The 12,398-nt window shown below is 56.2% G+C and carries 14 protein-coding genes; 6 read left to right on the plus strand and 8 right to left on the minus strand.

Going from position 1 to position 12,398, the window contains the following annotated elements:
- Positions 1-29 precede the first annotated feature (29 nt).
- On the plus strand, positions 30-563 hold the full coding sequence (locus tag B1C80_RS08670; RefSeq protein ID WP_077920681.1) for a DUF4136 domain-containing protein: 534 nt from the start codon (positions 30-32) through the stop codon (positions 561-563).
- 186 nt (positions 564-749) lie between these two features.
- Here B1C80_RS08670 and gldA read toward each other — a convergent pair whose 3' ends face one another.
- The gene (gldA, locus tag B1C80_RS08675; RefSeq protein ID WP_077920682.1) at positions 750-1,667 is read right to left on the minus strand and encodes a gliding motility-associated ABC transporter ATP-binding subunit GldA; all 918 of its coding nucleotides are present in this window, start codon (positions 1,665-1,667) and stop codon (positions 750-752) included.
- Positions 1,668-1,798: 131 nt separating this feature from the next.
- Between gldA and B1C80_RS08680 the strand changes: the two genes are divergently transcribed.
- Positions 1,799-3,463, plus strand: coding sequence for an amino acid permease (locus tag B1C80_RS08680; RefSeq protein WP_077920683.1), 1,665 nt, complete (start codon positions 1,799-1,801; stop codon positions 3,461-3,463).
- Between the two features lie 62 nt (positions 3,464-3,525).
- Positions 3,526-4,359, plus strand: coding sequence for an ion transporter (locus B1C80_RS08685; RefSeq protein ID WP_077920684.1), 834 nt, complete (start codon positions 3,526-3,528; stop codon positions 4,357-4,359).
- 24 nt (positions 4,360-4,383) lie between these two features.
- Here the strand turns inward: B1C80_RS08685 and B1C80_RS08690 are convergent, their stop codons facing one another.
- Positions 4,384-5,112: a class I SAM-dependent methyltransferase gene (locus B1C80_RS08690; RefSeq protein ID WP_077920685.1), complete on the minus strand. Its 729-nt coding sequence runs from the start codon at positions 5,110-5,112 to the stop codon at positions 4,384-4,386.
- A gap of 160 nt (positions 5,113-5,272) precedes the next feature.
- On the opposite strand from B1C80_RS08690, the gene B1C80_RS08695 reads away from it, so the two are divergent.
- Positions 5,273-5,677: a phage holin family protein gene (locus tag B1C80_RS08695; RefSeq protein ID WP_077920686.1), complete on the plus strand. Its 405-nt coding sequence runs from the start codon at positions 5,273-5,275 to the stop codon at positions 5,675-5,677.
- Between the two features lie 71 nt (positions 5,678-5,748).
- Here the strand turns inward: B1C80_RS08695 and B1C80_RS08700 are convergent, their stop codons facing one another.
- From B1C80_RS08700 to moeB, 6 genes are all read right to left on the minus strand, one after another.
- Complete coding sequence (locus B1C80_RS08700) at positions 5,749-6,414, minus strand: zinc metallopeptidase (RefSeq protein ID WP_077920687.1); 666 nt, start codon at positions 6,412-6,414, stop codon at positions 5,749-5,751.
- Between the two features lie 224 nt (positions 6,415-6,638).
- Positions 6,639-7,052 (minus strand): DUF2147 domain-containing protein, encoded by a 414-nt coding sequence (locus tag B1C80_RS08705; RefSeq protein WP_236648693.1) that lies wholly within the window; start codon positions 7,050-7,052, stop codon positions 6,639-6,641.
- Between the two features lie 148 nt (positions 7,053-7,200).
- On the minus strand, positions 7,201-7,680 hold the full coding sequence (gene rfaE2, locus B1C80_RS08710; protein ID WP_077920689.1) for a D-glycero-beta-D-manno-heptose 1-phosphate adenylyltransferase: 480 nt from the start codon (positions 7,678-7,680) through the stop codon (positions 7,201-7,203).
- 12 nt (positions 7,681-7,692) lie between these two features.
- Positions 7,693-8,751 (minus strand): lysylphosphatidylglycerol synthase transmembrane domain-containing protein, encoded by a 1,059-nt coding sequence (locus tag B1C80_RS08715; RefSeq protein ID WP_077920690.1) that lies wholly within the window; start codon positions 8,749-8,751, stop codon positions 7,693-7,695.
- Between the two features lie 72 nt (positions 8,752-8,823).
- Entirely contained in the window at positions 8,824-9,177 is a 354-nt protein-coding gene (panD, locus tag B1C80_RS08720; RefSeq protein ID WP_077920691.1) for an aspartate 1-decarboxylase, read from the minus strand.
- A gap of 105 nt (positions 9,178-9,282) precedes the next feature.
- Entirely contained in the window at positions 9,283-10,422 is a 1,140-nt protein-coding gene (moeB, locus tag B1C80_RS08725; protein WP_077920692.1) for a molybdopterin-synthase adenylyltransferase MoeB, read from the minus strand.
- Positions 10,423-10,663: 241 nt separating this feature from the next.
- Between moeB and B1C80_RS08730 the strand changes: the two genes are divergently transcribed.
- Entirely contained in the window at positions 10,664-11,389 is a 726-nt protein-coding gene (locus tag B1C80_RS08730) for a DUF1080 domain-containing protein (protein WP_077920693.1), read from the plus strand.
- Between the two features lie 100 nt (positions 11,390-11,489).
- Positions 11,490-12,377, plus strand: a complete 888-nt coding sequence (locus B1C80_RS08735) for a hydroxypyruvate isomerase family protein (protein WP_077920694.1) — start codon at positions 11,490-11,492, stop codon at positions 12,375-12,377.
- Positions 12,378-12,398 lie beyond the last annotated feature (21 nt).

The raw sequence follows: 12,398 nt of genomic DNA on the forward strand, positions 1-12,398 counted from the left end.
CTCCTATCAGCAACTTTTACAAACGCAGTATGAAGAAGTATATCGGTATCCTGTTTGCGTTGGCCGTTATTGCGATGGCGGGCTGTTCGCCGAGTCGGTTGTTTGTCGAGCACGACTACAGCTACGAAGGTCACTTCAAAAATTACGAATCATTCAATTTTCTGGAGTGTGAGTTTGTTGACTCAACGCTGCTCTGCTCCGATATTCAGGATGCCATCCGGCACCAGATGGAGGCCCGCGGCTACCGCGTAAGCAACCGCAACCCGAACCTGCTGATCTCGTACAACATCTTCCGCTCGGACCTGCGTTTCCGCGGTTATCAGCAGCCGGTCATCAAAGACTGGGTTGTTCGTGAAGACGATGACGCTACCTATAAGCGTATCGACTACAACCTCGACGAAGGAACGCTGATGATCTCGCTGATCGATGCCGAGTCGTATCAGGTAATCTGGAAAGGCTACGCGTCGAAGATGATGCGCAACCCCAACTTCAAGAACAACTACTTCAAAGGGATTGTCCGATCCATATTTGACCAGTACCCGCTAATGGCAACGGCCCGCTAGGCTGAGCCGTCCGGGAGAAACGGGCACATAGACATATCTGTAAACGATAAAAGCGGGCACTACCCGCTTTTGTCGTTTATAACCCATCGCCGACCATATACCGCCAGCCATTCGGTATTCGCTATCTATCATTTGGCAGAGTCACAGCCAGCCCCTGTAGCCCCGGCGGGGCTACATGTCAATGACCTATTTGGTCAACTCCTTGAAGATGCCTTCCAGCGAATTCTCCTGCTGACGTAACCCAACCAGCGTCAGCTTCTGATCGGCCGCCAGGCGGAAAATAGCCGCCCGCAGATCGGTATCGGGGCCGGCCGTAACACGGTACTGGCCGTTTCCCAGCGGCTCGACCCGCTCAACCCCCGGCAGGTTCATCAGAACATCGGCCGTAGCCAGCTCGCTCTCGAACTCGGCAATCACCACAACCCCGGCCCCCGCCGACGCCCCCCGAAGCTGGCTCAGCGGTCCGTCGGCAACGATCTGCCCCCGGTTGATGATGACCACCCGGTCGCAGACGGCTTCGACCTCCTGCATGATATGGGTCGAGAACAGCACCGTTTTGTCGCGGCCGGCCTCGCGGATGACCTGCCGGATTTCGGCCAGCTGGTTTGGGTCGAGGCCGGTAGTGGGTTCGTCGAGGATCAGTACGGGCGGGTTGTGGAGAAGTGCCTGCGCCAGACCAACCCGTTGTCGGTAGCCTTTGGATAATTGCCCAATGCGTTTGTGCTGCTCGCGGCCCAGGCCTACCCGCTCAATCATATCGGCAATGCGCCGGCTCAGGTCAGCTCCGCCCAGGCCATGGAGCGAGCCCGCAAAGCGCAGGTACTCCTTCACGTACATATCGAGGTACAAGGGGTTGTGTTCGGGCAGGTAGCCAACGCTCCGGCGCACGTCCATCGGCTGGGTGCGCACGTCGAAGCCGTTCACGTCGACCGTGCCGTCGGTAGGGGGCAGGTAACCCGTCGCAATTTTCATGGTCGTTGACTTACCCGCGCCATTGGGACCGAGAAAACCGACGATCTCGCCCGGCTGGGCAACCAGCGAAATCTGATTGACTGCTTTTTGCTGACCATATACCTTGGTCAAATTCTGAACACGGATCGACATGGATACGACTAAATTGGCCTGACCAGGTTGACTATTGCAGCCTCTGGTACGAATGTAACGTACAAAAAACCGGAAAGTATCTCTATTTTTAGCGGTTTAACGCAAATAGGCACCGTTTTTCTGATCGATACATGTCTCTTCTCCGTAAAAAAACCGTAACGCAAATTTTGAGTGATGCCGCCGAAGGCGATTCCGGCAAGCTGGTAAAGACGCTGGGCGTACGCGACCTGACTTCGTTCGGCATTGCGGCTATTATCGGAGCCGGTATTTTCAGTACCATCGGGCTAGCGAGCTATAACGGCGGCCCGGCGGTGTCGCTGCTGTTTGTCTTTACAGCCATCGCCTGCGTCTTTACGGCCCTTAGCTACGCCCAGTTTGCCAGTACGGTACCCGTCAGCGGCAGCGCCTACACCTACGCCTACGTTGCCTTCGGGGAGATCTTCGCCTGGATCATTGGCTGGGCGCTTATTCTGGAGTATGCCGTCTCCAACATGGTTGTGGCTATTTCATGGTCCGAGTATTTCACATCCATGCTCAGCGGCTTCGGCATTACCTTTCCCAAATACCTGGCTACGGACTACGGCTCGGCCTCGCGGGCGTTTGCGCTGGTCGAGCAAACCCGGCAGGCGGGCACCCCGCTCGATACCCTTCCGGAGAATACGCGCGTGCTGGCGGATGCGTACGCGCAGGCTCCTCAGCTGGGCGATCTGCACCTGATTGCCAACCTGCCGGCCGGGGCGGTTACGGTACTCATCACGGCGCTGGTCTACATTGGTATCAAAGAGTCACGCACCGCCAGCAACATTCTGGTGGTGCTGAAGCTAGCCGTTATCGGCCTGGTCATCGGTGTCGGTGCCTTTTACGTGAAACCCGCCAACTGGTCACCGTTTGCGCCGAATGGAGTAGCGGGTGTACTGAGCGGAGTAGCGTCGGTATTTTTTGCCTTTATCGGCTTCGACTCGATTTCCACAACGGCCGAAGAGTGTAAGAACCCCCAGCGCGATCTGCCCCGGGCCATGCTCTACTGCCTGGCTATCTGTACCGTGCTGTACGTGCTGATTACCCTCGTACTGACCGGTATGGTTAATTACAAAGAGCTGGGCGTGAGCGACCCGCTGGCCTACGTGTTTCAGAAAGTAAATCTGGACTTTGTGGCGGGGGTTATTTCGGTGAGTGCCGTAGTGGCTATTACGAGTGCGCTGCTGGTGTATCAGCTGGGTCAGCCCCGTATCTGGATGACCATGAGCCGCGACGGCCTGCTCTGGAAACGGTTTGCCACCATCCACCCGCGTTACAAAACGCCTTCGTTTGCTACGATCGTTACGGGATTTCTGGTGGCGGTGCCGTCTATGTTTATGGACCTTAAGTTCTTCGTCGATCTGACCAGCGTTGGTACGTTCTTCGCGTTTATTCTGGTTTGCGGAGGTATTCTGTACCTGGATGCCAAGGGGCTGTCGGGACAGTCGAAATTTCGGGTGCCTTACATCAACGGAAAATATACGATTGGCGCCCTGCTGATTCTGGCTTTCGGCTATGCCCTGACCGGCGCTAACCTGCTGGAGCATATGGAAGCCAAACCGCTGCTGTTCGTTTTCTGGGGTACCTGGGCGGTGCTGGCCGTACAGGGGTTCCGGTATAACTTTTCATTGCTGCCGGTTGTTGGTGTACTGACCAACCTGTACCTGATGACCGAGCTGGGGGCCAGCAACTGGCTGATCTTCGTCGGCTGGCTGGCCATCGGACTTGTTATCTATTTTTCGTACGGATTCCGGAAGAGCAAGCTGGCTACCGCCTAACCGCCCGACGGGGGCTGAGCCAGCCCGAAATCCGCTACCCGGCCCTCGTTATCCCCGACTGTATGAACCGTTCTGACTCCCGGCAACCGGATGCCCACTGGCGGGTTCGCTTACACGAAATCATCTTCGAGGCCGACACGCCCGCCGGACGTGCTTTCGATATTGTTCTGATCGGGAGCATTTTGCTGAGTGTGCTGGTAGTCATGCTCGAGAGCGTGGCCAGTATCCGGGCTAGTTATGGTCAGGTTCTGATCCGGATCGAGTGGTTCTTCACCCTACTCTTCACGATCGAGTATATACTGCGGCTGATCAGCGTCAGGCGTCCGCTGCGGTACATGCTCAGCTTTTTCGGCTTCGTCGATATCCTGGCGCTGCTGCCAACGTACCTGAGCCTGATTCTGCCCGGTAGCCAGTACCTGTTCACCATCCGAATTCTGCGGCTGCTGCGGGTGTTCCGCGTCCTGAAACTCTCCGAATACCTCTCCGAAGCATTCGTGCTGACCAGCGCGCTCAAAGCCAGTCAGCGGAAGATCAGCGTATTCATCCTGACCATTCTGTCGCTGGTGGTGGTGATCGGCTCAATCATGTACATGGTAGAGGGCGAAGAAAACGGCTTCGACAGCATCCCGACCAGCATATACTGGGCTATTGTAACCCTCACCACCGTTGGGTACGGCGACCTGTCTCCGCAGACGCCCTGGGGCAAAGCGCTGGCCTCGGTGGTTATGGTCATGGGCTACGGCATCATTGCCGTACCAACCGGCATCGTTACGGTCGAGATCTCGCAGGCAGCCCTGAAAGCCCGCCAGGCAACCACCCAGTCGTGTCCGGTTTGTGGGTCAGAGGGGCACGACTCCGACGCTGTTTTCTGCAAATACTGCGGCAACCACCTCTAGTCAGCCCTGGTTAGGGAGACGGGGTTACTTGCCGAAAAACATGATGTGCTGCTGCGGCAGCCGTTTGTCGTTCTTCAGGAGCCGGAGTCCGACGGCTTTCATCTCTTTGGTAGCCTGCGCCACGCTGAGCTTGTGGAGTTCCTTGATGGGAACACTGGGGTCTTCGGCCCTGTACTCGACCAGCACAACGCGCCCGCCCGGTTTCAGGGCCGTGGCAATGTGCTGCATCATCTCGCGCGGGTACGAAAACTCGTGGTATGCATCGATCAGAATAGCCAGATCGACGCTATTGGCCGTCAGCTTCGGATCGGATTCGGTACCGAGTACGGGGGTTACATTCCGGATCTTTCGGCTGGTTTTGCCTTTGTTCAGGTAGTCGATCATCTCTTGCTGGATATCGACCGCCAGAACTTGCCCCTGCGGTACTTTGGGCGCCATCAGGAAGGTGAAATAGCCCGTTCCGGCCCCGATATCGGCCACCACATCGGCTGGCTTCAGGCTGAGGGCTTCGAGCAGCAGGTCGGTTCGTTCTTCCTGTTCCCGCTCCGGCCGGTCGAGCCACGACGCGCCGAGGTGACCCATAACCTGCGCAATCTCGCGTCCCTGATACCGTTTGCCAATGCCGTCGCGACTGGCTTCGCCAAACTGGTAAAACCGGGTCGAGTCGGTAGAAGGGCGGGTCGTGGTCTGTTGCGACGATCCCTGCCCGCAGGCCATCAGGGAGGTGACCAGAAAAATCAGAAGACGGTACATGAGCAGAGGGGTTTGCCGAGTAAAACCGCTAAACCAACCCAATTGATTTGGAAAAAAGCAGAACCGGATCTGTACCGGTAACTGACCCGGCGTCGGCGCCAGTCGAACAACTCGCGCTCAATCAGGTTGTTTTGCTGAAAACAACACGAACGGTTACCCTATGAATCTGATACTACACTTACTCATTGACGCCGGCGTTATTTTTGGCCTGGCGTATTTCATGCCCCAGATTGATGTGAAAAACTTCGGTACGGCGCTGCTTATCGCGGTGCTGCTGGGACTGCTTAACTTCTTCCTGGGCTGGATCATCCGCTTCCCGCTGAACCTCGTCACCTTTTTCCTGCTGACAGGGCTGGTACGGATCGTGGTTACGGCTCTCCTGCTCAAACTCATTGACAGCTTCCTGGATAGCTTCACCATTCGGGGGTTCTGGCCCGCGCTGGTCATTGCCCTGGTGGTGGCGGTGGTAGGTTCCCTGATCGACCGGCAGGCCCCCACGCCCGAAATGGTTGAGTCGGGGTACGTGGTGATCCGACAGGCGGTGGCTGCCCTCCAGCTGGCGTAGTCAGTTCTCTGATAAACAGAAAAGCCTCACCCATATCGGGCGAGGCTTTTCTGTTTGTTGACCAGTCTGGATTAGTCGCTCCGGCGACCACCCAGCAGTAGGCTGGCGTAATACAATAACGTGGCCAGTGAACCCAGAGCGGCAACTACGTAGGTCATAGCGGCCCACCAGAGGGCGTCTTTCGCGAAACCATATTCACGCTGGTTCACGACGCCGTTGGTCTGAATCCAGGCCAGGGCCCGTTTGCTGGCGTCGAACTCGACCGGCAGCGTTACAAACGCAAACAGCGTGGTCAGCGCGAACAACCCTACGCCAATGGCCAGGGGCAGGGGCGTGGTTTGTAGCAACAGTACCCCGGCCAGCAGTACCCACTGCAGGTAGCGCGACGAAACAGTCAGCACGGGCACCATGGCCGACCGGAACTGCAGAGGGCCGTAAGCTACCTTGTGTTGCACCGCGTGTCCGCATTCGTGGGCGGCTACGGCCGCAGCCGCTACGCTTCGCCCGTAGTAGACATCGGCGCTGAGGTTTACCGTTTTGTCCTGCGGGTTATAGTGGTCGGTGAGCATACCCTCTACCGACAGCACGCGCACATCGTAAATGCCGTTCTGATTCAGCATCTGCTGGGCTATTTCGGCTCCGCTCAGCCCGTTACTCAGGCCAACTTGTGAATATTCGTTGAACTTGCTCCGCAGCCGCCAGCTTACAAAAGCACTGGCGCCGAAGATCAAAATCATAATTAACCAAATGGATGACATCGTTCGTTAGTCAGGTTTGTGGTTTCAATTGCCGGGCAACTTAATGACCCATCGATAGTAAAACAACGATTTATACCAAAAAGTATCCCGCTTGTTTTGCCATTTATCCGGTTCTGACGCCGTTTGGCAGGCTGGTAACACAAACGCCCTGCCTTTTTAAGGACAGAGCGTTGAGGAAATTCTCGTCTAAACGGAGCGCAGACCTACGACGGGCGAGTCAGCGTAAACTCCTTATGAATCCACTTAAAGCCTTTATAAACCTTGACCCGCAGGGTACGGGGGTCTTCCAGATTCAGTTCAACGCCAAAGCGGTTACCGGTTCTGGGATGAATCAGTTCGCCCCCCGACCAGACTTGCCCATCGAACGACAGATTGCTCATCAGTAGCTGGTTTTTCGTAACGCCAAACTGCTGTTTACCGGTTGAACTGACATCGGCCATGCGACCAAAGTACTGATTGCCAGATCGGTATATTTCAACGCTCGACCCCTTGGCCGGAAAGAGCCAGCGCCCCAGAATCTGATCGCCGGAGGGGCCGGCTGACGACTGAACGGCCATCGGCCAAACGACCAGCAGGACCAGAACAAGCAGGGTGAATCGAGTTTTTTGTAAGGTCATCCGTATGTTGTTGTCTATGTAGAAATCTACACTCTGATAACTGTATTAAAGCCATCAGGATTTTAAAGTTAGACAACTTGGGATGCAAGTTCCACTACATCAGTAGATTAAATTTTTATTAGAATCTACCGAAATACTACTAATTCGTCTAATAACTGCTCTTGATTCGTTCAATCAGTTTGGTGGTCGAGTAGCCCGGAACGAGGGCAATGGTTTCGACGCGTCCGCCCCGCCCGAGAACAAAATCAGCCCCCACAATCGTAGCCACGCTATAGTCGTCACCCTTCACGAGGATATCGGGTCGTACGGCCTCGATCAGTTCGAGAGGGGTAGGCTCCCCAAAGAGGGTTACCGCATCGACGAAGGTCAGGGCCGCCATGAGCCGGGCCCGGGCGTACTCATTCACAACCGGCCGCAGGGGGCCTTTGATGCAGCTCACCGACGCATCGGTATTCAGGCCCAAAATCAGCCGGTCGCCCAGCTGGCGGGCCTTTTCGAGGTAGTCGATATGGCCCAGGTGAACAATATCGAAGCAGCCGTTTGTAAATACGATCTGCTCGCCGTTGGCGCGCCACTGATCGGCCTGCTGAATGGCCTCGTCGCGGGAAAGAATTTTACGTTCAGTCATACGGGAAAACGATTACCGCTCCAGGTTAATGGGGTTGGTATCGGGTAAAGAAGCGGATGAACTGACCACGCGGTTCCGGCGCAGCAGCACGACCAGCAGGGCCAGTACGCCCAGAATGATAATCATCAGCGTTGAAACGCCATGGATAAACGTAGCCAGAATCTGCCCGTCCTGCGCGGTGAGGCTATACAGCAGCGCTACCTGCCCAACCAGCAGGTGAAACGAGCCGATACCACCGGGCGTTGGCGCGGCCATGCCGAGCGTGCCGACCACCAGAATGGTCAGCCCGGCCAGCGGACCCAGATTGGCCGTGGCGGGCATGGCAAAGAAGAGCGTGTACGACATCAGGTAGTACATGGTCCAGATCAGGATCGTATGCAGCACAAAGGCACCCGGCCGGCGTAGTTTCCGTACGCTCAACAGCCCTTCGAGCAGGCCGACGACAAAACCGCTGATCTTCTGATAGAACGGCTGCCGCTCCAGGACAGCCCGGTACCGACGGAACAGAAACCAGCCCAGTAGCGCCAGCCCCACCAGCGTAGCAGCCGCCAGCACGAGTACGCCCGATCCGCCCCCGGCGCCCCCGTTCGGCAGTTTGCCGCCCAGAAACTCGATGAAGAACTGACTCAGCCGGTCAAACTCCAGGATGAAGGTGACGCCCAGCAGGATAAACAGCACCAGCACGTCGAACAGCCGCTCGGCCACTACCGTACCGAAGCTGACGTTGACGGGTACGTCGGCTAGCCGGTACAGGGTGCCGCAGCGGGCCACTTCACCCGCGCGGGGCAGGGCCATGTTGGCCAGATACCCGATCAGTACGCTCACCGTTGCCTCGACCGACGAAGGCCGCTGCGGAACAACCGGCTCCAGCAGCAGCCGCCAGCGCTCGGCCCGACTCCAGTGGGCCACCAGCGTAAGCACCATCGAGAGCATGACCCAGCGATAATCGGCCGCGCTGATTTTGGCCCACAGATCGGCTGCGTTCAGGTTACTCTGCCGGAAGGTGAACCAGAGCAGACCGCCCGCAATAGCCAGTGAGATGAGGTACTTCAGGATGTTTTTCAGATTCATACGGGAGGGAGCAAACGGGGTGTGTAAAACAAGAGCGTAACCGTTCTGAGGGGCTACGCTCTGGGTGTTGGGTTAAACCGTTACGAGTTTATTATTGTCGTCGGGAAAAACGACCGTAGGCGTATGGGTGCGTGCCTCTTCGGCGGTCATCATGGCGTATGAAATAATAATGACAATATCGCCAACCTGGGCGCGTCGGGCGGCTGCCCCGTTCAGGCAGATAATGCCGCTACCGCGTTCTCCTTTGATGACATAGGTAATAAGCCGTTCGCCATTGTTGTTATTGACGACATGCACCTGCTCATTCTCGAGCAGACCGGCGGCATCCATCAGGTCTTCGTCGATGGTGATGCTGCCGACGTAGTTTAACTCAGCCTGCGTTACGCGAACGCGGTGGAGTTTCGATTTCAGAATGTTGACAAACATGATTTGTTTACCGTTATGGCGCGGCAAAGGTACGACTAAAACAGTCGCAACAGGTACGGCCAGTAACCGTCGTACCAGGCCGGGCCGGTCATACGGGCCGAAGGATTAGTAAACGGCCATTTCGGGTTCGATCTCGCGGGCCCAGGCGTTGATGCCGCCATCGAGGTTGTAGAGGTTGGTCAGGCCGTCCTGGGCGTAGAGATACTGCGCTACGTTGGCCGACCGGATGCCGTGATGGCAATAAACAACCACGGGTCGGTCGGTCGGAATGCGCTTTCGGTTGTTCGGGATCATACCCACCGGAATCAGCACTGCTCCGTCGAGGTGGCAGAGGTCGTACTCGGGGCGTTCGCGAACGTCGAGGAGGAAGATCGATTCGCCCTGGGCCAGCCGATCGGCCAGCTCGGCCGGGGTTATTTTCTGCGGTCCCGAATCGACGGAGGCTGGTCGGGCTCCGGCTTTGCTGAGTCCCTGCTGAGCCAGTTCGTCGGCGTCGGCCCGGCGTTTGAGTTTAACTTTCTGCTGCCCCATACTCAACACATCGATCATCAGCAGGTGTTCGTTCAGAGGTTGTCCGATCCCCGTAATCAGCTTGATCACCTCGCTGGCCTGATAGGTGCCGATCACCCCCGGCAGTACGCCCAGCACCCCCGTATCGTTACAGTTCGGAATCTCGATGGAGTTGGGTTCTTCCGGAAAGATACAGCGGTAAGTAGGGCCCCGGCTCCCGTCGGGCAGGCTGGCGTTCAGGACGGCTACCTGTCCTTCAAACCGATGGATGGCGCCGTAAACGAACGGTTTGCCGAGCAGCACACACATATCGTTGACCAGATACCGAACCGTGAAATTGTCCGTACAGTCGACCACGATGTCGTACTTCTCGATGATGGAACGGGAATTCCCGATCTCGAGCGCCATGTTGTAGGTGTCGAAGGTAAGGTCGGGGTTGAGCCGGTTCAGGTGGCTGACCGCCATCTTGACCTTAGGCTTGCCCACTTCGTCGGTGGTGTAGAGGACCTGCCGCTGCAGATTACTCAGGGCCACGACGTCAGGATCGATCAGGCCAATTGTACCAACACCGGCAGCGGTCAGATACAGCAGTACCGGACACCCCAGCCCACCAGCGCCTACAACGAGCACACGGGCGTTCTTGAGCCGTAGCTGACCGGCAGGGCCAAGTTCGGGCAGATTGAGGTGTTTTTGATAACGCTCTTTTTCGGCGGGAATCAGGGTAGTCGCTTCCATGAGATGATGATCGGGCAGCGCAATCTATTGTTGCTATAGTCCAACAGATTTTTCAGAACGAAAATTGCGTCGTTCCCATAAATTTCGATACCGGTACCTGCCGCTTACTGACAGACAGACGTATAGGGGATAGATTTCCGTTGATACGGGTATGAGCGGCCCGGTTGCCTCTTTTGTGTTTATACGAGCTACTGGTTTTTTCAGTAGTATTGTTCCGTAATAATCCAAACAAATCTCAACTATGAACTACCTGCGTGCTTCAGTTACCGCATTGGCTCTGGTACTGACCCTTGGTGGAACCCTGTTTGCCAACCCAACACCCGCTACGGCAATCCCTAAAAAAGGAAAATGGGAAACGCTGTTCGACGGGAAAACCCTGACCGGCTGGCATAATTATCTCAAAACGAACCAGCCTGTGTCGAGCAACTGGGTCGTTGACGACGGCGCGATTCATTTTGCCGGTGGCCGGGGTGGTGGTGACCTCGTCAGCGATAAAGAGTACGGTAACTTCGAACTGGAAATCGAGTGGAAAATTGCCGAAGGGGGCAATAGTGGCATCATCTACCACGTAAACGAAGATCCGAAGTTCAAAGCTACCTACAATACCGGCCCTGAAATGCAGGTGCTGGACAACGAGCGTCATCCCGATGCTAAGATGGGCCGCGATGGCAACCGCACGGCCGGTGCGCTGTACGATATCCAGAAGCCGATCACGATGAACACCGCCAAACCGGCCGGTGAGTGGAACAAAGCCCGGCTGGTCGTTAATAACGGTCGCGCCGAGCATTACCTGAACGGTAAAAAAGTAGCCGACTACCCAACCAGCGGGCCCGAGTGGGACGCTATGGTCGCGCAGAGCAAATTCAAGGGCTGGGAAGGCTTCAACAAATTCCCGACCGGTCGTATTGCCCTTCAGGATCACGGCGACAAGGTCTGGTACCGCAACATCCGAATCCGGGAACTCTAGTACTAAACCAGTTGCGCCGGTGTTGATACCAGCTCATCCTAGCGAGACGCAACCGATTGGCAACATCAGTCGGTTGCGTTGCTACGTAAAACCTACCAACATGATTCGCCGAACGGCCCTCCGAACCTTAACCGGTACCGCCCTTGCGCTACCCGCCCTGACTGAATCGCTTGCTGCTTCTATGAATACGTCACAAACCGACCTGTCTCCCAGCGGAGCTACAGCGCTGAAAGGGCGCATTAACCATTCGGTATGCAAATGGTGCTACGGCAAAATTCCGCTCGACGAGTTTTGCAAGTCTGCCAAAGAAATTGGCCTCACATCCATTGAACTGCTGGGACCTGATGAGTGGCCCACCCTCAAAAAATATGGCCTGACCTGCGCCCTGCCGCAGGGGGCCGGGCTCGGCATTGAACGCGGTTTCAACGACCCCAAGCTACACGATGAGCTGGTGGCCAGCTACGAAGCCATCTTCCCGAAACTGAAGGCAGCCGGCTACAAAACGGTTATCTGTTTCTCGGGCAACCGGCGCGGCATGAGTGACGAAGAAGGCGCTAAAAACTGCGCTACGGGTCTGAAACGCCTAATGCCCAGCGCCGAAAAGCACGGCATCACCATGATCATGGAACTGCTCAACAGCAAGGTCGATCACAAAGATTACATGTGCGACCATACGGCCTGGGGCGTGGAGGTTTGCAAACAGGTTGGCTCGGAGAACTTTAAACTGCTGTACGACATCTACCATATGCAGATTATGGAGGGCGATATTATCCGAACCATCCGTAAATACAGCCAGTACATTGGCCATTACCATACCGGCGGCAACCCCGGGCGGAACGAAATCGACGAATCGCAGGAGATTTACTACCCGGCCGTGATGAAAGCCATCGTGGAGACGGGCTACAAAGGGTTTGTGGCGCAGGAGTTTATCCCCAAACGCGACCCGCTCACCAGCCTGAAAGAAGCCGTTCTGCTGTGTGACGTTTAACTAAAGAACTGAAAAAGGGGG

Source organism: Spirosoma sp. 209 (genome assembly GCF_002006735.1).
Taxonomy (GTDB): Bacteria; Bacteroidota; Bacteroidia; order Cytophagales; family Spirosomataceae; genus Spirosoma; species Spirosoma sordidisoli.

Coding starts and splice junctions, on each gene's coding strand:
- gldA (WP_077920682.1), bottom strand. CDS start 1,667: ATGTCGATCCGTGTTCAGAATTTGACCAAGGTATATGGTCAGCAAAAA.
- moeB (WP_077920692.1), bottom strand. CDS start 10,422: ATGGAAGCGACTACCCTGATTCCCGCCGAAAAAGAGCGTTATCAAAAA.
- B1C80_RS08670 (WP_077920681.1), top strand. CDS start 30: ATGAAGAAGTATATCGGTATCCTGTTTGCGTTGGCCGTTATTGCGATG.
- panD (WP_077920691.1), bottom strand. CDS start 9,177: ATGTTTGTCAACATTCTGAAATCGAAACTCCACCGCGTTCGCGTAACG.
- B1C80_RS08680 (WP_077920683.1), top strand. CDS start 1,799: ATGTCTCTTCTCCGTAAAAAAACCGTAACGCAAATTTTGAGTGATGCC.
- B1C80_RS08685 (WP_077920684.1), top strand. CDS start 3,526: ATGAACCGTTCTGACTCCCGGCAACCGGATGCCCACTGGCGGGTTCGC.
- B1C80_RS08705 (WP_236648693.1), bottom strand. CDS start 7,052: ATGACCTTACAAAAAACTCGATTCACCCTGCTTGTTCTGGTCCTGCTG.
- B1C80_RS08735 (WP_077920694.1), top strand. CDS start 11,490: ATGATTCGCCGAACGGCCCTCCGAACCTTAACCGGTACCGCCCTTGCG.
- B1C80_RS08700 (WP_077920687.1), bottom strand. CDS start 6,414: ATGATTTTGATCTTCGGCGCCAGTGCTTTTGTAAGCTGGCGGCTGCGG.
- rfaE2 (WP_077920689.1), bottom strand. CDS start 7,680: ATGACTGAACGTAAAATTCTTTCCCGCGACGAGGCCATTCAGCAGGCC.
- B1C80_RS08715 (WP_077920690.1), bottom strand. CDS start 8,751: ATGAATCTGAAAAACATCCTGAAGTACCTCATCTCACTGGCTATTGCG.
- B1C80_RS08695 (WP_077920686.1), top strand. CDS start 5,273: ATGAATCTGATACTACACTTACTCATTGACGCCGGCGTTATTTTTGGC.
- B1C80_RS08690 (WP_077920685.1), bottom strand. CDS start 5,112: ATGTACCGTCTTCTGATTTTTCTGGTCACCTCCCTGATGGCCTGCGGG.
- B1C80_RS08730 (WP_077920693.1), top strand. CDS start 10,664: ATGAACTACCTGCGTGCTTCAGTTACCGCATTGGCTCTGGTACTGACC.